The sequence below is a fragment of the Rossellomorea orangium genome, from assembly GCF_019334305.1.
GTDB lineage: Bacteria > Bacillota > Bacilli > Bacillales > Bacillaceae_B > Rossellomorea.
The window spans coordinates 252339-274475 of sequence record NZ_JAHWGH010000018.1; the positions used below are offsets into that span (position 1 = coordinate 252339).

General features: G+C 41.9%; 26 protein-coding genes. All 26 read right to left on the reverse strand.

Annotated features, from left to right (window positions below):
- Positions 1 to 41 precede the first annotated feature (41 nt).
- The gene (locus tag KYJ26_RS18445) at positions 42 to 827 is read right to left on the reverse strand and encodes a phosphatidate cytidylyltransferase (RefSeq protein WP_219168840.1); all 786 of its coding nucleotides are present in this window, start codon (positions 825 to 827) and stop codon (positions 42 to 44) included.
- Entirely contained in the window at positions 827 to 1618 is a 792-nt protein-coding gene (locus tag KYJ26_RS18450; RefSeq protein ID WP_219168841.1) for an isoprenyl transferase, read from the reverse strand. Before KYJ26_RS18450 ends, KYJ26_RS18445 begins: the two co-directional genes overlap by 1 nt.
- Positions 1619 to 1849: 231 nt before the next feature.
- On the reverse strand, positions 1850 to 2407 hold the full coding sequence (gene frr / locus KYJ26_RS18455; RefSeq protein WP_098440752.1) for a ribosome recycling factor: 558 nt from the start codon (positions 2405 to 2407) through the stop codon (positions 1850 to 1852).
- Positions 2407 to 3132: a UMP kinase gene (gene pyrH / locus KYJ26_RS18460; protein ID WP_206850915.1), complete on the reverse strand. Its 726-nt coding sequence runs from the start codon at positions 3130 to 3132 to the stop codon at positions 2407 to 2409. Before pyrH ends, frr begins: the two co-directional genes overlap by 1 nt.
- Before the next feature lie 87 nt (positions 3133 to 3219).
- Complete coding sequence (gene tsf / locus KYJ26_RS18465; RefSeq protein ID WP_219168842.1) at positions 3220 to 4101, reverse strand: translation elongation factor Ts; 882 nt, start codon at positions 4099 to 4101, stop codon at positions 3220 to 3222.
- A 151-nt stretch (positions 4102 to 4252) separates the two neighbouring features.
- Positions 4253 to 4960, reverse strand: coding sequence for a 30S ribosomal protein S2 (rpsB, locus tag KYJ26_RS18470; protein WP_034760179.1), 708 nt, complete (start codon positions 4958 to 4960; stop codon positions 4253 to 4255).
- A gap of 159 nt (positions 4961 to 5119) precedes the next feature.
- The gene (locus KYJ26_RS18475; protein ID WP_219168843.1) at positions 5120 to 5641 is read right to left on the reverse strand and encodes a DUF2802 domain-containing protein; all 522 of its coding nucleotides are present in this window, start codon (positions 5639 to 5641) and stop codon (positions 5120 to 5122) included.
- Between the two features lie 121 nt (positions 5642 to 5762).
- Positions 5763 to 6521 (reverse strand): FliA/WhiG family RNA polymerase sigma factor, encoded by a 759-nt coding sequence (locus tag KYJ26_RS18480; protein WP_219168844.1) that lies wholly within the window; start codon positions 6519 to 6521, stop codon positions 5763 to 5765.
- 81 nt (positions 6522 to 6602) lie between these two features.
- Positions 6603 to 7100: a chemotaxis protein CheD gene (locus tag KYJ26_RS18485; protein WP_219168845.1), complete on the reverse strand. Its 498-nt coding sequence runs from the start codon at positions 7098 to 7100 to the stop codon at positions 6603 to 6605.
- Positions 7097 to 7732, reverse strand: a complete 636-nt coding sequence (locus KYJ26_RS18490) for a chemotaxis protein CheC (protein WP_257475124.1) — start codon at positions 7730 to 7732, stop codon at positions 7097 to 7099. Before KYJ26_RS18490 ends, KYJ26_RS18485 begins: the two co-directional genes overlap by 4 nt.
- A 14-nt stretch (positions 7733 to 7746) precedes the next feature.
- Positions 7747 to 8193 (reverse strand): chemotaxis protein CheW, encoded by a 447-nt coding sequence (locus KYJ26_RS18495; protein ID WP_219168846.1) that lies wholly within the window; start codon positions 8191 to 8193, stop codon positions 7747 to 7749.
- A gap of 12 nt (positions 8194 to 8205) precedes the next feature.
- Positions 8206 to 10251, reverse strand: a complete 2046-nt coding sequence (locus KYJ26_RS18500; protein WP_219168847.1) for a chemotaxis protein CheA — start codon at positions 10249 to 10251, stop codon at positions 8206 to 8208.
- 15 nt (positions 10252 to 10266) lie between these two features.
- The gene (locus KYJ26_RS18505) at positions 10267 to 11346 is read right to left on the reverse strand and encodes a protein-glutamate methylesterase/protein-glutamine glutaminase (protein WP_219168848.1); all 1080 of its coding nucleotides are present in this window, start codon (positions 11344 to 11346) and stop codon (positions 10267 to 10269) included.
- A 9-nt stretch (positions 11347 to 11355) separates the two neighbouring features.
- Positions 11356 to 12213 carry a MinD/ParA family protein gene (locus KYJ26_RS18510; RefSeq protein ID WP_219168849.1) on the reverse strand — a complete coding sequence of 286 codons (858 nt, stop codon included), beginning with the start codon at positions 12211 to 12213 and terminating at the stop codon, positions 11356 to 11358.
- The gene (gene flhF, locus KYJ26_RS18515; protein WP_219168850.1) at positions 12194 to 13357 is read right to left on the reverse strand and encodes a flagellar biosynthesis protein FlhF; all 1164 of its coding nucleotides are present in this window, start codon (positions 13355 to 13357) and stop codon (positions 12194 to 12196) included. The genes KYJ26_RS18510 and flhF overlap by 20 nt, the downstream gene beginning before the upstream one ends.
- Positions 13354 to 15390 (reverse strand): flagellar biosynthesis protein FlhA, encoded by a 2037-nt coding sequence (gene flhA, locus KYJ26_RS18520; protein ID WP_219168851.1) that lies wholly within the window; start codon positions 15388 to 15390, stop codon positions 13354 to 13356. Before flhA ends, flhF begins: the two co-directional genes overlap by 4 nt.
- 18 nt (positions 15391 to 15408) lie before the next feature.
- A complete protein-coding gene (gene flhB, locus KYJ26_RS18525; RefSeq protein WP_219168852.1) occupies positions 15409 to 16491 on the reverse strand; it encodes a flagellar biosynthesis protein FlhB in 1083 nt (360 codons plus the stop codon).
- A gap of 1 nt (position 16492) precedes the next feature.
- Positions 16493 to 17269, reverse strand: a complete 777-nt coding sequence (gene fliR, locus KYJ26_RS18530) for a flagellar biosynthetic protein FliR (RefSeq protein ID WP_219168853.1) — start codon at positions 17267 to 17269, stop codon at positions 16493 to 16495.
- Positions 17270 to 17273: 4 nt separating this feature from the next.
- Positions 17274 to 17543, reverse strand: a complete 270-nt coding sequence (gene fliQ, locus KYJ26_RS18535; RefSeq protein WP_098351766.1) for a flagellar biosynthesis protein FliQ — start codon at positions 17541 to 17543, stop codon at positions 17274 to 17276.
- Between the two features lie 14 nt (positions 17544 to 17557).
- Positions 17558 to 18223, reverse strand: a complete 666-nt coding sequence (gene fliP, locus KYJ26_RS18540; RefSeq protein WP_219168855.1) for a flagellar type III secretion system pore protein FliP — start codon at positions 18221 to 18223, stop codon at positions 17558 to 17560.
- A complete protein-coding gene (locus KYJ26_RS18545; protein ID WP_219168857.1) occupies positions 18216 to 18851 on the reverse strand; it encodes a flagellar biosynthetic protein FliO in 636 nt (211 codons plus the stop codon). The genes fliP and KYJ26_RS18545 overlap by 8 nt, the downstream gene beginning before the upstream one ends.
- A 22-nt stretch (positions 18852 to 18873) precedes the next feature.
- Positions 18874 to 19236, reverse strand: a complete 363-nt coding sequence (locus tag KYJ26_RS18550) for a response regulator (protein WP_219168859.1) — start codon at positions 19234 to 19236, stop codon at positions 18874 to 18876.
- A 38-nt stretch (positions 19237 to 19274) separates the two neighbouring features.
- Positions 19275 to 20432 carry a flagellar motor switch phosphatase FliY gene (fliY, locus tag KYJ26_RS18555; RefSeq protein WP_219168861.1) on the reverse strand — a complete coding sequence of 386 codons (1158 nt, stop codon included), beginning with the start codon at positions 20430 to 20432 and terminating at the stop codon, positions 19275 to 19277.
- Complete coding sequence (gene fliM / locus KYJ26_RS18560) at positions 20422 to 21420, reverse strand: flagellar motor switch protein FliM (protein ID WP_219168864.1); 999 nt, start codon at positions 21418 to 21420, stop codon at positions 20422 to 20424. Before fliM ends, fliY begins: the two co-directional genes overlap by 11 nt.
- A gap of 34 nt (positions 21421 to 21454) precedes the next feature.
- Positions 21455 to 21880, reverse strand: a complete 426-nt coding sequence (fliL, locus tag KYJ26_RS18565; RefSeq protein ID WP_219168866.1) for a flagellar basal body-associated protein FliL — start codon at positions 21878 to 21880, stop codon at positions 21455 to 21457.
- Positions 21877 to 22092: a flagellar FlbD family protein gene (locus KYJ26_RS18570; protein ID WP_219168868.1), complete on the reverse strand. Its 216-nt coding sequence runs from the start codon at positions 22090 to 22092 to the stop codon at positions 21877 to 21879. Before KYJ26_RS18570 ends, fliL begins: the two co-directional genes overlap by 4 nt.
- Positions 22093 to 22137 lie beyond the last annotated feature (45 nt).

Here is a 22137-nt window from a genome sequence, read left to right on the forward strand (position 1 = left end):
CTACACTCCTCCCGAATGAAACTCCCCCTTTTTTGTCCACGTTACAGCAGGAAATGAAGAAGGGGCAGTACAAATAGTAAACTATCGAAGCGATCCAGCATACCACCGTGACCCGGCAGGAGATTTCCTGAATCCTTTACTTTATAGTGTCTTTTTAAAGCAGATTCAACTAAGTCACCAACCTGTCCGAAAACAGATAGAATGGCGGTGACAATCACCAGCTTAGGGATGCTCATATCAAGGTCGGTGAAAAATGTCATAACGACTCCGACGATGACGGCACATACAATACCTCCAATAAAACCTTCAATGGTCTTATTCGGGCTAATTTCCGGCCAAAGCTTTTTCTTCCCCATTGCTCTTCCGATGAAATAGGCACCTGAGTCGGTTGCCCAAATGATAAATAATGCATAAAAGACGAACTGAACGCCTTCTTCTAAGCGGATTTCCATGAAGTAATAGAAACCGATACCGACATATAGAACACTAAGAAGAGAGAACGCCGCATCCTCGAAATTAAACCGATTCTTAGTCGCAACCGTATATGTTAAAAATAATAATACGGCAAGAAAAGCCAACTCAATTTTGGAATAGCCGAAATCTGATATGATCCCGATCGTTTCCGTCGGAATGAGGAAGACCCACAAAAGGGCGAGGGATAGTAATCCGGGAATGGTTAAAATCCATTGCCCCTTCATCTTTAAAGCCTCATATAAACTGATGGATGCGATCAAGTACATTAAAATGATAAATGGTGTTTCACCAAATATGATGATCGGTAAAAATATTGCTGCCGCTACCACTGCTGTAATAATTCTTTGTTTCATTAGGATTCCTCACTTTGTAACCCACCAAATCTTCTTGAACGACCTTGATATGCTTCAATGGCTTCAATTAAATGTTCCCTGCCAAAATCCGGCCACAGTACATCAGTAAAGAAGAACTCTGTATAAGCCAATTGCCAAAGCATAAAGTTACTTAAGCGGATTTCTCCACTCGTTCGAATAAGCAGGTCTGGATCTTTTAAGTCTCTTGTCATTAAATACTTTGAAAATACTTCTTCATTCAATTCTTTCTCATCTAGTATTCCATTCTGCACATCTTTTAAGACATGCTTCATGGAATCAATGATTTCCGAACGGCTGCCATAATTCAAAGCAAAATTCAGGATTAGTCCATCATTATGCTTAGTCGCTTCCATCGCTTTTGTAACGGCTGCCTTCGTATGATTCGGCAAGGCATCCGGCGAACCCATCATTTTCACTTGTACGTTCTCTTCCACCAGCTCAGGAAGAAACGTTCCTAAAAATTCCTCGGGCAGCTTCATAAGAAACTCAACTTCCATTTTAGGTCGTTTCCAATTCTCTGTCGAAAAAGCATATAAAGTCAAGGCTTCAAGTCCCAGTTCATTTGCCAGTTTGGTAATTCTACGCACACACTTCATACCTTCATGGTGTCCGGCTACCCTTGGCAAAGCCCTTTTCTTTGCCCACCTTCCATTACCATCCATAATGATCGCTATATGACCCGGAACCGGGTGTTTTAGTAATTCTTGGAATCGAACATCCTCTTCCCCGGAAGTTTGTTGTCGTTTCCATTGCTTAAGCTTGTTTAGCATAAAAAATCCTCCACCAACAATCCAAAAAATATTTGCCCTTACTATCATATCAAAAAACAAGGAAGATATCTTTAAGAAAATAGATTATGTATATTCGTATCCGGTTTGAACGTAGTGGCGTTAGGGATCCACCCTAAATGACCTAAACAACAAACTAAATACCAAGGGACCGCCCCATAAGGAATATAAGTTCACTTATAGGTCGGCCCCCCGGGATTCGTTTATGAAAGATTATACTTCCAGCATTTCTTGTTCTTTATCTTTTGCAATATTATCAATCTTGACGATGCTTTCGTCTGTTGCCTTTTGAACATCATCTGAGTATCCACGAAGATCATCTTCAGTGATGTCGCCGTTTTTCTCTTTTTTCTTCAATTCATCGTTTGCATCTCGGCGAATATTGCGGATAGCCACCTTTGCATCTTCTGCTTCTTTTTTCACTAACTTTACGAGCTCTTTACGGCGCTCCTCCGTTAATGCAGGAACCACGATGCGGATGATGTTCCCATCACTTGTAGGTGTAATCCCAAGGTCTGACTTCAGGATTGCCTTTTCAATGTCCCCTAAAGCTGATTTATCATAAGGCTGGATAACAAGCATACGGGCTTCAGGAATTGAAATACCTGCTAATTGATTAACCGGTGTCGGTGCACCGTAGTAATCAACCGAGATCTTGTCGAGTAGAGAAGCATTAGCTCTTCCTGCACGGATGCTTGCTAGCTCACGTGAGAACGTTTGAATGGCTTTTGTCATTCTTTCTTTTGCATTTGTTATGATCGTGTTTGGCATCATGATTTCCCCCTTACGATTGTACCAATATTTTCACCGGTGATGGCTCTCTTAATATTCCCATTCTCCATAATAGAGAATACAATAAGTGGAATATCATTGTCCATACATAGTGAAGAAGCTGTTGAATCCATTACGGCAAGACCTTCTTTCAGGACATCTAAATAAGAAAGTTCTTCATATTTAACAGCACTTTCGTCCTTTTTAGGATCTGCAGAGTACACACCATCTACGTTGTTCTTAGCCATAAGGATGACTTCCGCTTCGATTTCAGCTGCTCGAAGTGCTGCAGTTGTATCAGTAGAGAAGTATGGGTTACCCGTACCTGCTGCAAAGATCACAACACGTTTTTTCTCTAAGTGACGAATGGCTCTGCGTCTAATGTACGGCTCTGCAACTTGTCGCATATCTATGGAAGTTTGGACTCTCGTTTCGATTCCCAGCTGTTCAAGGCTATCTTGAAGGGCCAATGAATTCATAACGGTAGCAAGCATCCCCATATAATCTGCAGATGCACGGTCCATTCCCATTTCACTGCCTATTTTACCACGCCAGATATTTCCTCCGCCAACGACAACTGCCACTTCTACATCAAGTTCGGCAATTTCTTTAACTTCCTCTGCTACATTTTTAATGACAGAAGGATTGATTCCGAAGCCATCATCACCCGCTAATGCTTCTCCACTAAGTTTCAGAACGACACGTTTGTATTTTGGAACGCTCATGGGAACCTCCATAAAATAGAATTTTTCTTGAAAAATAGGGAACACGCTAGGTGTTCCCTACTAAAAATTGTTCAACTTTATCTGATCTTACTTGTTTACTTGGTTCATTACTTCTTCAGCGAAGTTTTCTTGACGCTTCTCAAGACCTTCTCCAACTTCGTAACGAGTGAAATCAGTTAAAGTAGCTTTATTTGCTTCAAGGTATTGACGTACTTTCTGATCTGGGTTCTTAACGAATGTTTGATCCAGGATGCAGATATCCTCGAAGTATTTACCAAGACGGCCTTCCACCATTTTCTCAACGATGTTCTCAGGCTTTCCTTCGTTTAACGCTTGTTGCTTAAGCACTTCACGCTCACGTTCCACTTCTTCAGCAGAAACCTGATCGCGTGATACATACTTAGGATTTAAAGCTGCAGCGTGCATCGCAACGTCTTTCGCTACACTTGCATCAGTAGTGCCTTCTACCACTGTAAGAACAGCGATACGACCACCCATATGCAGGTATTCACCGAATGCAGCGTTGTCGCCCTTAGTACGGATTTCAAAACGACGTAATGTGATTTTTTCTCCGATTTTTGCGATTGCAGCGTTGATGAATTCAGTTACAGTTGAACCATTTGCCATTTTTTGCTCTAGTGCTTCTTCAACAGAAGCAGGTTTGTTTGCAAGAAGATGGTCAGATAGTTCTTTAACAAGGTTTTGGAAGTTTTCGTTTTTCGCAACGAAATCTGTCTCTGCGTTCACTTCAAGAATGATTGCAGTGTTTCCTTCACTAGCGATGTACGTAGTTCCTTCAGCTGCGATACGGTCCGCTTTCTTAGCTGCTTTCGCAATCCCTTTTTCACGTAGGAAGTCAATTGCTTTGTCCATATCTCCGTCAGTTTCTGTTAACGCTTTTTTACAATCCATCATTCCAGCGCCCGTTTTTTCACGAAGTTCTTTAACCATTTGTGCAGTAATTGCCATTGTAGGTTTCCTCCTTAGTTTGACTATGTAGACTTTATTCACCGTTTGGTGAAAGTCATAAAATGTACTGCTTCTATAGTAGAGTGCAGTAGATGTGAATACTCTTTAAAAAAAGGTGATAAGGGTAAGCCCTCTTATCACCTTTCATTCATTACTCAGCTGCTACAGCTGCTTCTTCACCTTGTTTAGCTTCTAGGATAGCGTCAGCCATTTTACCTGTAAGAAGCTTAACTGCACGGATTGCATCATCATTCGCAGGAATGACAACATCGATTTCATCCGGATCACAGTTTGTATCAACGATACCCACGATAGGGATATGAAGTTTACGAGCTTCTGCTACTGCGATACGCTCTTTACGAGGGTCGATGATGAATAATGCATCAGGTAGCGTGTTCATATCTTTGATTCCGCCTAGGAATTTAACTAAGCGTTCATGTTCTTTTTTAAGTTGAACTACTTCTTTCTTCGGAAGCACTTCAAAAGTTCCATCTTCTTCCATCTTTTCGATGTTTTTAAGACGTGTAATACGTTTTTGGATTGTTTCGAAGTTTGTAAGTGTTCCACCTAACCAACGTTGGTTGATGTAGTACATACCAGCACGTTCTGCTTCTTCTTTAACAGACTCTTGTGCTTGTTTTTTTGTTCCAACGAAAAGAACTTTACCGCCGTTACCAGCTAATTCTTTCACGAAGTTATAAGCTTCTTCAACCTTTTTAACTGTTTTTTGAAGGTCGATGATGTAGATGCCGTTACGCTCAGTGAAGATGTATCTCTTCATTTTTGGGTTCCAACGGCGAGTTTGGTGTCCGAAATGTACACCAGCTTCTAGCAATTGTTTCATAGAAATTACTGACATGTGTGTTTCCTCCTAAATGGTTTTTGTTTTCTCCTCCGTTTCCGTCATCTTGTAGTAGAAACTATCCACCTAAGATAGCACCATCTACCTCAATCGAGAAACGTGTGTGATAACACCATGAATACTATAGCATACCTGCACCAGCCAATCAAGGACTTCCTACATAATTTGACGAAATTTCAGTAACAACTCAATTTCTGTCTTGCCCTTTCCAACAGACTTTGCTATTTCTTCTATGGACATACCCATCTCGTTCATAGAGAGGATTTGATGAAGGAGGGGATCATGCTTCGATTTACCGGGTTTCGTATCCAAATGATCAATGGGCTCAGACTCAGGACCTTTCGTCTCAAGATATGCCTCCGATGCACGTTTATATCCGGTTCCAGTCCATTTCGATTTCTTCGTTGCATTAGCATTAGGTTCCGGATTATTTCCTTGCGGTGGATTTTTTTCTTCGGTGTCGTTATGCATTTGAGATTTCATGTTCCGTATAAATTCATCATTTTCTTCCTTCATTTCGATCAGATATGCTGAAATGACGTCTTCCATTTCAGCAATAATCTTCTTCTGATTTTTTTCCACTTCGGAATACCGGTTTTGTCTGGAGTATAGTATGACAATTGAAAGCAGACAAACGATATTGAGAAGAAAGGATAAAAATAGTAGAAACGCAACCATGTTATCACCTTATCTTTTGTATTTACTACATGCAGTTCGCATTCTCACTTGGCAGTAAAAGGACTGCCCCCTAATGTTCCATCTTGGGACAGTCCAACCGTCTTTTCGAACCTTTCTGATATTACGATCCCAGCAGTTTTCGTAATTTGAAAATGGATTTTGAATGGATCTGTGAAATTCGAGATGTTGATAACTTCATGACTTCCCCTATTTCTGTCAGAGTAAGTTCTTCCTTGTAGAATAAACTTAGTACAAGCTGCTCTTTCTCTGAAAGGGTTTCAATCATTCTTTCTAATTCAGCCAGTTTTTCACCCTTCAAAACTTCTTCCTCGGGTGAAATGGTTTTGTGATCTTTAATAGAGTAGTTCTGAGATTCATGATCCTCATCAGTCAATTGCTCATCCATGGAGAGAACATTGGCAAAGAAATGTTCATTTGTGGTTTGGTAAACTTCCTCAGGTGTCATCTCCAGGGAAGCTGCTACTTCATCGGCAGTCACGTGGCGTAAAAGCGATTGTTCCATTTCCACGGTCTTAGCCTCGATTTTTTTTGCCCGGTCCCTCGTAGAACGTGGAAGCCAGTCTTCTTTCCTAAGACCGTCAAGAATGGCTCCTCTGACCCGAAAGGAGGCGTATGTATCAAACTTTAAATCCCTTGAAGGGTCAAACTTCTGAAGAGCATCCAATAATCCCATCAACCCAAGACTCTTTATATCTTCTCTAGAGACGTTCCTTGGCAACCCAACGGAAATTCGCTGAACATGATACGACACCAGGGGCATGTACTTCTTCACTAACATATCCCCCGCTTCAGTATCACGACTGTTTATCCATTTCTCCCAATATTTTTGTTCATCTGTTCGAGTGGGTTGTTGAGACATAAGAATCCTCCTTGCTAACTATTTTCTTTCGCGGGAACGGTTGGCTTCTTGATCATTTAAACTGAAATGGGATCCATACCTTCATAATTCCTTCGTCCCTTCATTGACTGTCCGGACCTGGAGAATCCTTGTTGAGGTGAAGAATTCGATGGTTCTCCCTTTGTTGCCCCCTATATCCTCTGCAACTACCGGAACTTTATATTTTAAAAGGGTTTCTCTTACGGCTTCTGCATTCCTCGGTCCAATCCTCATCACATCACTCTTGGATTGGAATTGAAACATCTGCGCACCACCCGCCATTTTGCACTGAAGTCTATTCAAGTTTGCTCCCCGGTTTTTTAACTGTCGTATGAGCTCTTCAATTCCTGTATCGGCATATTTGGCCAAATTGAGTGTTTGATCATTCCCCAATGAAGAATAGGGAAGCATTACGTGAACCATTCCGGCAAGCCCAATAAGCTCATCGTACAAAACGACCCCTACGCATGACCCAAGACCCGAGGTACGAATCGAGCTTCCGTTCAGGGCGATATTCATATCTGCGATTCCTACCTTGACTACAGAGCCTGTGATCATCATAGCTTTACACCCAATGCCAGAAATATGATTTCTAATGAATCCGGGTCGGGCAACAGGAAAAAATGTCCTTTAACACTTTCAGACTCATCCACTTCCTCTTCTTTCAAGGCAGTGTCTATGACGATTGCATAGTCACTTACCTGCGAGATTTCCAGAAGTCCGAAGCCTATGATCGCACCTGCCATATCGACAGATAAAGCAGGTACAGATGGTAATAGCTTAAGGCTTGTGAAATCAGACAGAGATGACAAATAAGAACCCGAAAGGATATTTCCAAGTTCCTGCATGGCAGATAACCCCAGCTCTGAATAGGGAGGGTCGCTAAATGAAAAGGAACGATCGTTAATCATGGTCCTGATATACACGGACGCCTCATCAAGGGGCAACAAGAAGAACATACTTCCCGGTGCTTCCCCTTCGATTCTAAGAAATACACTTACGACAACGTTATCGGGTCCTCCTGCCATATCCATCATCTCATCAAATGACACGACTTTAACGCTGGGTACTTTCATATCGATCTTTTTGTCAAGAAGCGTTGATAGGGCGGTCGCTGCATGACCAGCCCCAATGTTTCCGATTTCTTTCAATATATCCAAGTGCATTGAAGTTATTTTTTTTTCATAGCCCAAACCTATCCCTCCTTTTAGATGGATTCAAGAATTTTATCTAAATGGATAAGGATCAGGAGTCTCTTGTTCTGTTTTACAACTCCACCTATGTACTCAGCCTCTAATACACCAACTACTTCGGGTGAAGGTTCGATCGCTTCTCTTGAGACATCCAGTACATCATTGGCAGCGTCCACGATCAATCCAACTTCTTTATCGTCTAATCCTGCAATGATCACTCGCGTACTCTCCGTTGGTTCTGTTGGCGGTAATTCAAACCGGCTCCTTAGATCAATTATTGGTGTAACCACTCCACGTAAATTAATAACACCTTTTACATAGGAGGCGGTCCTTGGAACTCTGGTAATATGTTCAAGCTTCTCTATGGATTTGACTTGATTCACAGGTATGGCATATTCCTTGTCAACCAATTGAAAAACGATAAGCTTTAAATCTTCCACTGCATCTACTATTTCACTCATTACCCGTACCCCCTACTTTATTAATGCATTACAATCAACAATCAGTGCTACCTGTCCGTCTCCCAGAATAGTTGCACCTGAAATCGCAAAGACTTCATTTAAATAATTCCCTAATGATTTCAATACAACTTCCTGCTGACCAATAAAGGAATCAACGACCAGCCCGGCCATTTTCTCTCCTTTTCGTACGATGACCACAGAATATAACTCTTCTTCCTTTGAATGTTTCGGTACTTCAAACACATCCTCAAGAAATAGTAACGGCACAACTTTCCCTCTAAAGTCAATCACTCTCTGATTATGTGCTTTCATGATTTCTTCCTTTTTCACAATAGCGGTTTCAATTATAGAAGAGAGAGGGATGGCATACTTTTCATTTTCGATTTCAGTAAGCATGACAGAAATGATTGATAATGTGAGCGGCAGTTGGATGGAAAATAATGATCCTTGTCCAACCGTGGAGTCTATTGTAATTGAACCTCCAAGCGACTCTATCGTCGCTTTTACTACATCCAATCCGACACCCCTTCCGGAAATATCCGAAATCTGTTCAGCTGTAGAAAAGCCCGATGCCAGAATGAGCTCGTAGATTTGTCTATCTGATAAGGTTTTGGCTGTTTCTTCTGAAACAATACCTTTCTGGATAGCCTTTTCGAGGACCCTCTCTTTGTTGATCCCCGCTCCATCATCTTCAAGTTCGATAAACACATGATTTCCGCTATGATACGCTTTTAACTTGACGGTTCCCTGTTCGGATTTACCATTTTTGACACGGACTTCAGGATTTTCGATTCCATGGTCCAGGGCATTTCGGATTAAATGGACAAGGGGATCCCCGATTTCATCAATCACGGTCCGATCAAGTTCCGTCTCAGCACCTATGATTTCCAATTCGATTTTTTTATTCAGGTCTCTTGCCAGCTGCCTGACCATGCGTGGGAAACGGTTAAATACCGTCTCTACAGGTACCATACGCATATTGAGAATAATGTTCTGCAGGTCGCCTGATATTCTCGTCATCCTCTCCACCGTTTCATTCAACTCTGGATTATTTAAATCCCTTGAGATTTGTTCAAGCCTTCCTCTGTCGATGACAAGCTCCTCAAAGAGATTCATTAGAACATCGAGTCGTTCAATGTTCACCCGAATCGTTTTGCTAGAAGGGGCCGATTGTTTCGATACGTTTCCGGCCGGTTTATTTGCTTGATCCTCACTACGACCTTTTTCCACTTGCACTTTTTTTGCAGGCTCTGTTATTGAATCTTCTGGTTTATTCTGATTCTGAAGGTGCTCTGCCGTCAGCTCTAGAACAGTGACTTCCTCAACTTCAGATACTTTTCGCACATGATTCTCTAAGTCAATTGCCTCTTCTTTCGATACAACAGCTATAACGAAAGAATGATCGAACTGCTCCTCTTCAAGCTGATCAACCGTGGGTAGGGATTTAATGACCTCACCCATTTTTCCAAGCACTTCGAAAACCATATATACCCGGGCTGCTTTAAGCAGACAATCCTCCCGCAAGGTAACGGAAATTTCAAAGCATCGGAACCCCTGCTCATAGGATTCCTGAATAACCGTTTGTTCGAAAGCTTCGTACTGCATGGATAACAATTCTATGTCAGTCGTTGCGGCAGCCGCAGCGACCTCATTCAATGCGTGAGAGGAAGGAATCGTCTCTCCTTTTTCAATTGCCTGGAGCATGGCTACTACTTCCGTTACATCCCGCTTACCATCTCCTCCATCTGCAATGGAAAACACCATGGCTTCAAGATCATCGACGGACTTAAACACAATGTCGAGTATTTCGGGTGTTACCTTTATTTTTTCGTTTCTGATGGCATCAAGGACATTCTCCATTTTATGTGTAAGGTTAGCTAAATCCTCAAACCCCATCGTGGCAGACATCCCTTTTAAGGTATGAGCTGACCGAAAGATCTCATTAACGATTGCAAGATCTTCCGGTTTTTTTTCCAGTTCCAGCAGCTGTTCATTACAGGTTTGCAGATTTTCTTTGCTCTCTTCTATAAATACTTCTAAATATTGACTCAATTCCATATATTCCACACCTCTCTAATCCATGTACGTCATTATTGATCGAGGAATATTCCCGATATGTTCCACCCTGTCAACTAGCTTTGTTGCGATTGCCGATTTCGGCATCCCAAACACAATACATGTCTCTTTTGATTCTGCAATGGCCCGCACATTTCCGCGTTCTTTAAGCTTAATCAACCCTTCGGAACCATCAGAACCCATACCTGTCATGATGACGGATATTTTGCTGTAATTCCGAATCAGACTAGCAGACTCGAACAATATATCCACAGAGGGTCTATGGCCATTTCTAGGTGCTTCATCCTTTGAAAGCTGAATCGATAGAGTCTTTCCATTTTCCATTATTCTGGTGTGGAAACCACCTGGGGCAATATAGGCTGTGCCATTTTGAAGAACTTCCCCATCTTCGGCTTCCTTTACATGAATGGCAGATTGACCATCTAAACGGTCAGCGAGTGATTTTGTAAATCCCGGAGGCATATGTTGTACCACAACGATTGGCGCTTTCAGCTGATGCGGCAATGCTGTCAACACGTTTTGCAGAGCGCGTGGGCCTCCTGTCGATGTCCCAATTAATATTAACTTAGGGGGATTTAATCCCATGTGACGGTCAATTGATAAAGGCTCTGTATCTTCACTCACGGTTGATAACGGTGCACACGTTGATTTCTTTTGGTACACATCCCTTATTTTCGTAACATTCACCTTACTTGCTGACACTACTTTCTCTACCAGCTCTTCTTGAATCTTATGAAGGTCCAAGGAAATGGTACCAGAAGGTTTCGCGATGAAATCAACGGCACCAAGCTCCATGGCTTTGACGGTTTCCTCCGTCCCTTCTTTCGTTGTAGAAGAAATCATCACAACAGGTACCGGGCATTCCTCCATGATGCGCTTCAAAGCTTCGATCCCATTCATCTTGGGCATCTCCACATCAAGGGTGACGACATCGGGATGGAATTTCTTTATCTTCGTGATCGCGTCTTCTCCATTCCTTGCAATGCCAATCACTTCTAGTTCACCTGTGGCCGTTAAAAAATCACTAATCAGCTTCCTCATAAATGCTGAATCATCTACAACTAAAACCTTTTTCATTCAGGACTTTTACCTCCCAAAAAATAATTTTCGAATCGTCTTTACAAAGCCTGTTCCTTTAGTACCCTGATATTCCGTTCCCGTTAGATGGTGAACCATCGCTCGAAGACTCAACGACATCACTGAAGATGGATGACCTACGACAATCGGCGTTTGATTGATGACGGCCTTCCTGACTGCTGAATCCTCTGGAAGGACTCCAAGTGATACGATTTCTTTATGCAGAAACTTCCTGACGGTTTCTTGTAATCTAGTAATCGTTTCAAGACCTTCTTTTTTGAACTCCGCCCGATTGCATATGAGATAAAACGGTTTTTCCCCATCTCTTAAATAAATATATTTCATCATAGAATAGGCATCGGTTACAGATGTTGGTTCAGGAGTCGTAACAACGATGATTTCATCCATTGCTAGGAGAAACTCCAGTGTTTCTCTTGTAGCACCTGCACCCATATCAAAAAGAATATAATCATAATGATGAGTCGCATAATCCATCACCTCGAAGAAGCGTTGTACTTGCTTCTCCTGCCAATCCACTATATTCTTCAAGCCATTCCCGCCGCTTATGTAAGAAATACCATGAACATTCTCACATATAATCGTGTCGATTTCTAGTACTTTTTCCTCAATATAATCCATTATTGAGTAGGTATGATGACTCCCTAGTAAAATATGAATATTCCCCATCCCTATATCCAGATCAAACAGGAGCACCTTTTTATTCTCTTTAGCAAGAAGAATGGAGAGGTTCGTCGATATATTCGATTTACCAACCCCTCCCTTTCCACTTACAATTGCGATCGTCTTAGCAGGAACCGAGTCTGTCAGGAGCATTTTCCTCCTTAAGTTATACGCTTGATCTTTCATGGCAGAATCCTTTCATAAGCAATCGAACGATTTCATCCTCATTCACTTCTGTAATATCTTCGGGGACATCCTGGCCATTTGTTACATAAGCTGCACCAATACCCGCTTCAGACATCATATTGATCATTGATCCGTAGCTCGACGTCTCATCTAGTTTCGTAAAAATAAACCGATCGATATGAATCGAAGAAAATTGGGAAATGATCTCCCTCATGTCTTTTTCTTTACTTGTTAAGGATAGAACCAGATAGGTTTCCATCTGATGATCAAAATCAATGACTTTTTGCAAATCCTCTACATATTTCTTTTCCCTGAAGTTACGACCCGCCGTATCAATGAAAACATGATCGTAGTCCATGAATTTATCGATCGCTTTCTTAAAGTCCTCTATTTTATAAACGACTTCAACCGGCACATTCAGAAGACCTGCGTAGGTTTTTAATTGCTCAATTGCAGCGATCCGGTATGTATCTGTCGTGATGAAGGCGATTTTCATCCTTCTTTCAATCACTGCTTCTGCAGCCATCTTGGCGAGCGTCGTTGTTTTTCCCACCCCTGTAGGACCTATGACATTAATATATTTTCGTTTATAGCTTATTCCTCCATATTCAATTCCTTTTAAATGATGATGAAGAAAATGCTTCACTTCTCTGGTAGCCCACTCATCCCGTCTGTCCACTGGCAGCGTTCCGGCTTGGATCTTTTTTTCCAACTGGTCTCCCAGTTGAAACAAAGTTGAATCACTCACATCATGGTTCATTAGGTGAAAAAGGATATCCTGCACTCCCTCAGTGAATGTTTCAAATCGATTTTTAGATTTCAGGGTGGTAATCATTTGTTTCAATTCCTTTAATTCCGCTTCAACCGATGAATTAGATTCATAGTTTTCCTTTTTCTCATTAGCCGGCTGAATGATTGATTTCGAAGCGGTCTTCGTTTTCACTCTGCTGATTTCCATCTTTTCATTTTCAACATCTGGATCTATGGCAGCGATGACTTCAATCATTTTTTTCTTAAACAACCCCATGAATCCGCCTATGTAGGTGACTTTAGAATTTAATATGACTGCATTTTCTCCCAGTTCAGACCTAACCTTCTTCATGGCTTCACTCATTGTTGAAGCAGAATATTTCTTTACCTTCATCCTATATTCACCACCCCTAAACTTTGTACTTCAACATTTGCCTCTAATTCGTTATACGATATGATCGGAACCTGTGGAAAATATCTTTCCGTCAGCTGTCTAACGTACATTCTCACTGCTGGTGAACACAGAATGACGGGAGATTCTTCCATCAGGGACAGCTGCTCTACTTGATTTGCAACAGCTTCCAAAATGCCCTGCGAGTCATTTGGATCCATGGATAAATAATTGCCATGTTCCGTTTGCTGAATGGAATCCGCTATCATTTTTTCCACCTTGCCGCTCATGGTGACCACCTTTAACGAAGTATCACCCTGAACATATTGATTCGTAATCTGTCTTGCGAGTGATTGCCTTACATACTCTGCTAATAAATCTGTATCCGAACTCATCTTCCCATAATCTGCGAGAGTTTCAAAAATGATAGGTAGATTGCGAATAGATACATTCTCTTTTAATAGTTTGGAAAGGACCTTTTGCACTTCCCCGACTGTTAATGGATTCGGGGTCACTTCCTCAACAAGGATCGGGTAAGATTCCTGCAGATGATCAATGAGTTGCTTCGTTTCCTGTCTGCCGAGGAGTTCGTGAGCATTGTTCTTGATCATTTCCGTAATATGAGTCGAGACTACAGATGGAGGATCCACTACTGTATAGCCAAAGATCTCTGCCTGCTCCTTCATTTCTTCTGAAATCCATTTAGCTGGAAGTCCAAATGAAGGCTCGATGGTATCGATTCCTTCAATGGAATCATCTTCCACCCCAGGACTCATGGCTAAGTAATGATCTAAGAGCAACTCGCCACGGGCCATTTCATTCCCTTTGATTTTCAACCGGTATTCGTTGGGCTGAAGCTGAATATTATCCCGGATCCTGACAACAGGGATGACAAGGCCAAGTTCTATGGCCAATTGCCGCCTGATCATGACGATCCTGTCGAGGAGGTCTCCTCCCTGATTTGTATCAGCTAATGGAATCAATCCATATCCGAACTCAAATTCAATTGGGTCGACATTCAGAAGATTCACTACGCTTTCAGGACTCTTCATCTCATCCTGCTCTACTTCTTCTTCCATTTCCATCAGGTCTGTTTCATTCTCTTTAGGTGATCTCGATAGCATGTATCCACCGACCCCTAACAGGGCGGCAACAGGGATTGTTAAGATATCATTGATGGGAGTAGCGACACCGAGCATAAAAATCGTGAACGCAGATACATAGAGCATGACGGGATACGCAAGCAGCTGGTTCATAATATCCTGACCAAGATTTCCTTCGGATGCGGCCCTCGTGACCACAATTCCTGTGGCTGTCGAGATCAAAAGTGCCGGAATTTGACTGACGATCCCATCTCCCACGGTAAGCAGTGAATAGCGGGTTGCCGCCTCTGCAATCGGAAGCCCCTGCTGAGTCATTCCGATGATGATCCCGAAAATTAGATTGATCATGACAATGACAATTCCTGCAATCGCATCACCCTTTACAAATTTAGAAGCACCGTCCATTGCACCATAGAAGTCGGCTTCTTTCCCCACTTTCTCACGTCGATTCCTTGCATCATGCTCAGAGATCATACCAGCATTTAAATCGGCATCGATGCTCATTTGTTTCCCCGGCATAGCATCGAGGGTAAAGCGTGCGGCAACCTCAGATACACGTTCGGATCCTTTCGTTATGACGATAAATTGAATGACAATCAATATGATGAATACCACAAGTCCGACAAGTATATTTCCACCTACAACGAATGTTCCAAAGGTTTCCACAACGTCCCCCGCTTCACCCTTACTAAGGATTGATCTCGTTGTGGAAACATTTAGACCCAATCTGAAAAGCGTCAATAGTAATAATAGCGATGGAAATATAGAAAACTGTAAAGGTTCATTCATATTCATGGAAATTAGGAGGACAAGTAAGGCAAGTGAAATATTAATAATGATCAATAAGCTCAATAACCACGATGGGAAGGGAATGATAAGCATGGCAACGATTAATATGACACTTGCTAGTACGGATAAATCTCTTGCTGACATTGTTTCTCTCCTAACTGCTTACATCTGGTTTTTTATTCGGTAAACATAAGCTAAAATTTCTGCTACTGCCTTGAAAAATTCTTCAGGAACGGCATCCCCTATTTCGGCTGAATCATAGAGTGAACGTGCGAGTGGCCGGTTCTCTACCATCACGACATCATTTTCACCTGCAATGTATTTTATTTTTTGGGCAAGGTAGTCGACACCTTTTGCCACGACATATGGGGCATCCATTTTATTTTCGTCATATTTAAGGGCAATGGCAAAATGAGTGGGATTGGTTATCACCACATCCGCTTCGGGTACTTCCTGCATCATTCGTCGCATGGCCATCTCCCGCTGCCTTTGTTTAATTTTCGACTTTATAAGGGGGTCACCTTCAATGTTTTTGTGTTCATCCTTCAAATCCTGTTTCGACATCCGAATGTTCTTCTCAAAATCATATTTCTGATAAAGAAAATCAAAAAGAGATAAGAATAATAGAGCCAACGAAGCTGCAATGCCCATTTGGATCGTTAAACTTGCCATCGTCGTCAAGGAATCCCCAACCGACTTAAAGGATAGACTCAGTACCCGGTCGATGTTCATCCAGAGGATGACAAATGTTATCGCCCCTACAAATGAAATCTTTAAGATTGATTTCATTAATTCTACAATTGCCCGCAATGAAAAGATTCGTTTAAACCCTTTTATGGGGTCGATCTTCTCCAATTTAGGCTGTAAAGGCTCTGTCGTGAACATAACGCCCACTTGTATATAATTAGCGACCAAACCGGCAAGGAGCGCAACGAGCATGATTGGTCCAAGAAGTAAGGCTATCTCCTTCATCAAGTCCATCGTGATGACGTGAACGGTATTTTCCGTAAGATCCATGAGCATATATTCCTGAAATGTTTGATGAAACAAATCAAAAACGATATCCCCAATATAGGAAGCACTGAAAGTCAGAAATAAAAATACGGCAAGAAGGATGATGGCTGTATTGACATCCTGGCTTTTCGCCGTTTGACCTTTCTTTCTGGCGTCTTCCCTCTTTTTCGGGGTCGCTTTCTCTGTCTTTTCCCCACTGAAAAACTGTAAGTCTAATGATAGCCACTGCAATTTACGTGCCTCCAATAATTTTCATTAAATCCCTCATGGTTACAAACATCATTTCAAATAACTGCTGCACGACAGCAAACGTGACCCCCATGACTATGAACAATACGATAAACGCTACGGCAATCTTAATAGGAAAACCCACGACGAATACGTTTAACTGGGGTACGGTCCGTGCTACGATTCCCAGTGCCACGTCTACCAGGAATAATGTAGCGACCACAGGAACGGACATTTGGAAGGCAATGACGAACATGGAATTAAAGGCCGAAATGACGTAATCGGCTAAGTTCTCATTACCAAATGGAATCCACGGCCGGTCGATGGGAATTAATTGATAGCTATAGAAGATCCCATCGAGTAATAGATGATGACCATTAAGGGCAAGCAATAGCAATAGGGCGAATGTATACAGATATTGTCCTGTCAAAGGACTTTGGGCACCTGTTTGAGGATCAATCACGTTTGCAATGGCAAAACCCATCTGAAAATCTATGAATCCCCCTGCAATCTGAATGGCAGACACAATCATATAGGCAACAAAACCGATCAACAGGCCGACCATGGCTTCTTTCATGATCAATAAGAAGTACTGGCCATTGATTTCAAAAGCCTTTGAATCAATGGTGTAATACATCACCCAGGAAAGCACAACTGAAAAGGCGATCCGGTGCTGTGCAGGTATATTCCGGTATGAAAATAACGGCATCGTGACAAAAAATGCCGAAACCCTGACAAACACGAGCAGGTATACCGATAGAACGGGTACGAGTTCAGCCATTCTCTTACCCTACGAACCTTGTTAAATCCGAAAAAATTTGAGATGTATATGTCACAAGCTTTGTTAACATCCACGGTCCAAAGAAAACAATACCGATCATGACGGCCACAATTTTCGGGATGAATGCAAGTGTCTGTTCTTGTATTTGTGTTGTGGCCTGGAATATACTGACGATCAACCCGACAACAAGGGCCAAAAGCAACAATGGCCCTGACACGATGAGAGTTACGTAGATTCCCCTCTCTGCTATGGCAATTACGGATTCAGCATTCATTGAAACTCACCTACTTAAAAGCTTTGTAAAAGAGATTTTATTACTAAATACCAGCCGTCCACTAAAACAAACAATAAAATTTTGAACGGCAGGGAAATCATGACTGGCGGAAGCATCATCATCCCCATGGACATAAGGACACTTGCTACGACCATGTCGATGACCAGGAATGGAATGAAAATCATGAAACCGATTTGAAACGCCGTCTTGATTTCACTTAATGCAAAAGCCGGCACTAAGGATGTAAGCGGAATATCTTTCACTGACTCCGGGCGTTCAGCACCTGAATATTCCAGAAATAACTCCAAATCCTTTTGTCTTGTCTGCTTACTCATAAACTCTTTAAATGGTATAGATGCCTTGTCATAAGCTTGTTCCAGATTGATTTCCTCATTAAACAAAGGAGTCAGGGCTTCATCATTCACCTCTTGGAAAGTAGGAGCCATAATAAAGAATGTAAGAAATAAAGAAAGTCCAATTAACACTTGATTTGGCGGCATTTGCTGTGTGGCAAGTGATGTCCGTACGAATGACAGGACAATCATGATCCGGGTAAATGAGGTCATCAATATCAGAATACTTGGTGCGAGCGATAAGACGGTGAACAGCAATAACAGCTTTACACTCGTGGAAACATTATCTGCCGAACTGCTGTTAAAAAACTCCATGAATTCATTCATCTGAATGATTCCCCTTGTTCTTTAACTCTTCAAGCATCTTTTTTCTTCCCTTGTTCATTTCCTCAAGCTGGGATTTCAACTGTGACTGAAATGAGCTTTCAGCGGATTTAGGAGCTGTCCCCTTAAGCTTCGTCATCAAGCTTGATATCGTTGTTTTAGCGATAGGAATTTGGGGTTCTTTATAGTAAGAGAGAATCTCTTCTTTTTCCCCCTCATCCTTTACCTCTTTTAAAAGCTGTATGTCTTCACCTACACCGAGTACGAGTACCTGTTTGCCTACCTTTACAATCTGGACGGAGCGATTACCTCCAAGAGGGGCTCCGCCTAAATGATTGATTAACTTTGTCTGTTGAAACGATCTTCCCTTTTGATTGATGAACTTCAATAATAAATAAATGAGTGCCACGACAAAGACCAGGGCGATGATCATCTTAAGGTAATCTACAAACGTAACGGAAGTGGCGATTCCTGTTTCTGAACCATCCCCTCCATTCGTTTGTTGCCCACTGCATGTATCCGGATGTTCAATGCAGTCCTTCACATTATTCACTTCTGCATGTGCTGTATGTTGCACGGATCCAACCAATAGGAAGAACAGAATGCTTATTAGAATTTGAAACTTTTTCAATACATGCACCTTCTTATTGATGTTAGCTTAACGCTTTCTGAATCGCTTCAATGACGCGATCGGCCTGGAACGGCTTTACGATAAAGTCCTTCGCTCCCGCCTGGATGGCATCGATGACCATGGCCTGTTGTCCCATAGCAGAACACATGATGATTTTCGCACCGGCATCAATCGCTTTGATTTCTTTCAAAGCTGCGATTCCATCTTTTTCAGGCATTGTAATATCCATGGTGACAAGGTCCGGTTTTAATTCTTTATATTTATCGACAGCCTGACTTCCATCCGCTGCTTCTCCTACTACCTCAAACCCATTTTTTGTTAAGATATCCTTGATCATCATTCTCATAAAGGCTGCATCATCCACGATAAGAATTTTATTTGCCATTATCTTCATCCTCCATCATCTAATTAAGAATCATTTCATTACTTTAATTTTTTTATTCGATCACTTTGACTGACGATGTCCGTAATCCGGACGCCAAAGTTTTCATCAATCACAACGACTTCTCCCTTGGCCATTAGCTGGCTGTTCACCAGTATATCCACCGGTTCTCCCGCTAACTTATCCAGTTCGATGATCGATCCTGAAGATAATTCCAGGATGTCCCTGACTGATCGGTTTGTTCTCCCTAGCTCCACTGTTACCTGAAGGGGGATATCCAATAACATATTCAGGTTTTTGGTTTCCTGCTGTCCTAGGCCAGCCGGTTCAAAGCTGCTAAATGTAGCAGGTTGCACATTTACTGGCTCAGTGTACGATCCTTGGCCACCTAAATGCTGTGGATGCGACTGTGTTCTGTCTGAAGTTTCCTGAGCATGATGATCTAATGATTCTGGTGCTCTATTAGGTGCGTCCACAGGCGAAGCTGCAACTGCCACTTCTTCCTCAGCACCACCATTCATCAATTCATCTACAAGGCTTCTGGCAAAACTTAACGGCAGTAACTGCATGATATTAGAATCGATCAGATCTCCAATCTTTAAAGAAAAAGATACCTTTACAAGAAGATCCTGATCCGGCAGATTCTCCTCACCTTCGCCTTGTGGAATATACATAAGATCAATAGACGGAGGTGAAATATCCACTTTCTTGCTGAATACCGTCGACATGGATGTAGCAGCAGAACCCATCATTTGGTTCATGGCTTCCTGGACAGCACTGAGCTGAATTTCACCTAAATCACCCGAAGGATTTCGGCCATCCCCACCAAGCATCAAATCGGCAATGATTGAGGCATCCGATTGTTTAATCACCAGTAAATTCACACCGGAAAATCCTTCAGTATATTTAACTTGGATGGCTACATATGGATGTGGGAATTCTTCCTCTAAATAATTCTTATTAATAATGGATACTTTAGGGGTCGTTATCTCTACCTTCTGGTTAAGCAATGTGGAAAGTGCTGTTGCTGAACTCCCGAAAGATATGTTCCCGATCTCACCTAAAGCATCTTCTTCCATCGAGCTGATATAATCACTCATATTGATCTCTTTACGGTCTTCTATCGCTTCTTCAGGCTCTGCTGATCCTCGAAGCAATGCATCTATTTCATCTTGCGATAACATATCATCACTCATCATCGTCTTCTCCCCCCTTCAATGAATCTAATATTTGGACAGCCATTCTTTTATTTGATTTACCTGGCTGAGCCGTAAACTTAGGAATCTCACCCACTCGAATAGTCAAAGGATCATCGATTCGTGTTTTCATTTCAATGACATCACCGATTGAAAGCATAAGGAATTCCTCAATCGTAATATCCGATTGGCCTAATTCAGCGACAATCGGTACATGCGCCTGCTTGATTCTTCTTTCAAGAAGAGCGGTGTCTTCAGGGTTACTTTCCTTCCGTTTTGACTCCATCCAATAACTGCCTGATAGCTTCGGAAGAATGGGCTCCAATACAACGTGGGGAATGCAAATATTGATCATTCCACTCGTTTCACCTATCGTTGTATTCAACGAAATGACCACTACGGTCTCATTGGGAGAGACCATTTGTAGAAACTGAGGATTTACTTCAAATTCTGCAAATACCGGATCAACATCCACCACTGTGCTCCAAGCTTCTCTGAGATTCTCAAACGCTTTTTCAAATAATTGGCTCATGATCCTGGTTTCAATTTCAGTCAATGACTCAACCTTATTGACGCTGACCCCTTTTCCACCCATCACACGGTCCATCATGGAATAAGCAATATTCGGATTGATTTCCATGAGGATCCTTCCGTCAAGCGGCGGCAGTTCATACACATTCAAGATTGTCATTTTCGGAACGGAACGTATGAATTCTTCATAAGGAATTTGATCGGCAGAAGCCACGTTTATTTGAACATATGTTCTTAATTGGGCAGAAAAATAAGTCGTTAAAATTCTTGCAAAGTTCTCATGGATTCTGGTCAGACTTCTGATTTGATCTTTGGAAAACCGGAGTGCCCTCTTAAAATCATATACTTTGACTTTTTTCTCTTCTTCTTCTTTCTTGAAATCATCCGCACTCATCTCCCCTGTGTTTAGGGCAGATAACAATGCGTCAATTTCGCTTTGGGACAATATTTCACTTGCCATCTCTCCACCTCCAAACCTTCCACTCGCTGGTGTCTCATTGAATCATCATAGAGGTGATATACACTTTTTCTACTGCGCCTTCCTGCATAAGGGAGTTCACTTTGTCTTTCACCTTGGTTTCGACCAATTCTTTACCTTTTTTCCCTTGCAGTTCTTCCGCTTTCAATTCTGAAAGCTCTTCTATGATAATATTATTTACCTGAAAGTCTCTCTTTTCTAATTCTTTCTTTGCTTTCTTGCTATCCGTCTGGATTTTAAAAGAAATCCGGATAAAATCGTTGCTCATTAAATTCGTTGTCGTTTCAGGTATATCCACCGAGTTTTCTATCACTTCCTCAATGGAAGGCCCTTTTGCCTTCTCTTCCCCTGAAAACCTAAGAATGACAACCAAGGCAATAACACCGACGAGGGTTATGGTCACCAATGAAATCATCATGATGGTAAGGGCTTTACTCTTCAATTTTTACTCCCTCCCTCCTGTTGTAAATTCAGTAGATTCGCTTTTTGGTAGAAAGAAAGTGACAGGGCATCCACCTCGTCCACTGTTTCTTTCACAACATACCGTCTACCGTTCGTTAACAGGATGGTCGTATCAGGAAACGCTTCGATTGTTTCTATGTATAGGGCATTTAACGTAAACGATTTACCATTCAGTCTTGTTAAAGTAATCAATAGTTTTTGGGACTGACTAAGCGGATCAGCTGCTTACCGATCAGT

What these genes read in the sequence shown, in the direction of transcription:
- KYJ26_RS18450 (WP_219168841.1), bottom strand. Translation starts at nt 1,618, where the DNA reads ATGCTAAACAAGCTTAAGCAATGGAAACGACAACAAACTTCCGGGGAA.
- fliQ (WP_098351766.1), bottom strand. Translation starts at nt 17,543, where the DNA reads ATGAATGCTGAATCCGTAATTGCCATAGCAGAGAGGGGAATCTACGTA.
- fliY (WP_219168861.1), bottom strand. Translation starts at nt 20,432, where the DNA reads ATGATGAGTGATGATATGTTATCGCAAGATGAAATAGATGCATTGCTT.
- fliM (WP_219168864.1), bottom strand. Translation starts at nt 21,420, where the DNA reads ATGGCAAGTGAAATATTGTCCCAAAGCGAAATTGACGCATTGTTATCT.
- rpsB (WP_034760179.1), bottom strand. Translation starts at nt 4,960, where the DNA reads ATGTCAGTAATTTCTATGAAACAATTGCTAGAAGCTGGTGTACATTTC.
- tsf (WP_219168842.1), bottom strand. Translation starts at nt 4,101, where the DNA reads ATGGCAATTACTGCACAAATGGTTAAAGAACTTCGTGAAAAAACGGGC.
- KYJ26_RS18505 (WP_219168848.1), bottom strand. Translation starts at nt 11,346, where the DNA reads ATGAAAAAGGTTTTAGTTGTAGATGATTCAGCATTTATGAGGAAGCTG.
- KYJ26_RS18495 (WP_219168846.1), bottom strand. Translation starts at nt 8,193, where the DNA reads ATGAGTGAAATAGTAGATGCAGTGGAAGATTTAAAGCTTATCGTTTTT.
- KYJ26_RS18500 (WP_219168847.1), bottom strand. Translation starts at nt 10,251, where the DNA reads ATGGAATTGAGTCAATATTTAGAAGTATTTATAGAAGAGAGCAAAGAA.
- fliR (WP_219168853.1), bottom strand. Translation starts at nt 17,269, where the DNA reads ATGGCTGAACTCGTACCCGTTCTATCGGTATACCTGCTCGTGTTTGTC.
- frr (WP_098440752.1), bottom strand. Translation starts at nt 2,407, where the DNA reads ATGCCAAACACGATCATAACAAATGCAAAAGAAAGAATGACAAAAGCC.
- KYJ26_RS18480 (WP_219168844.1), bottom strand. Translation starts at nt 6,521, where the DNA reads ATGTCTCAACAACCCACTCGAACAGATGAACAAAAATATTGGGAGAAA.
- pyrH (WP_206850915.1), bottom strand. Translation starts at nt 3,132, where the DNA reads ATGAGCGTTCCAAAATACAAACGTGTCGTTCTGAAACTTAGTGGAGAA.
- KYJ26_RS18445 (WP_219168840.1), bottom strand. Translation starts at nt 827, where the DNA reads ATGAAACAAAGAATTATTACAGCAGTGGTAGCGGCAGCAATATTTTTA.
- flhA (WP_219168851.1), bottom strand. Translation starts at nt 15,390, where the DNA reads ATGTCAGCAAGAGATTTATCCGTACTAGCAAGTGTCATATTAATCGTT.
- fliP (WP_219168855.1), bottom strand. Translation starts at nt 18,223, where the DNA reads ATGAATGAATTCATGGAGTTTTTTAACAGCAGTTCGGCAGATAATGTT.
- KYJ26_RS18510 (WP_219168849.1), bottom strand. Translation starts at nt 12,213, where the DNA reads ATGAAAGATCAAGCGTATAACTTAAGGAGGAAAATGCTCCTGACAGAC.
- KYJ26_RS18550 (WP_219168859.1), bottom strand. Translation starts at nt 19,236, where the DNA reads ATGGCAAATAAAATTCTTATCGTGGATGATGCAGCCTTTATGAGAATG.
- flhF (WP_219168850.1), bottom strand. Translation starts at nt 13,357, where the DNA reads ATGAAGGTAAAGAAATATTCTGCTTCAACAATGAGTGAAGCCATGAAG.
- KYJ26_RS18485 (WP_219168845.1), bottom strand. Translation starts at nt 7,100, where the DNA reads ATGATGATCACAGGCTCTGTAGTCAAGGTAGGAATCGCAGATATGAAT.
- KYJ26_RS18475 (WP_219168843.1), bottom strand. Translation starts at nt 5,641, where the DNA reads ATGGTTGCGTTTCTACTATTTTTATCCTTTCTTCTCAATATCGTTTGT.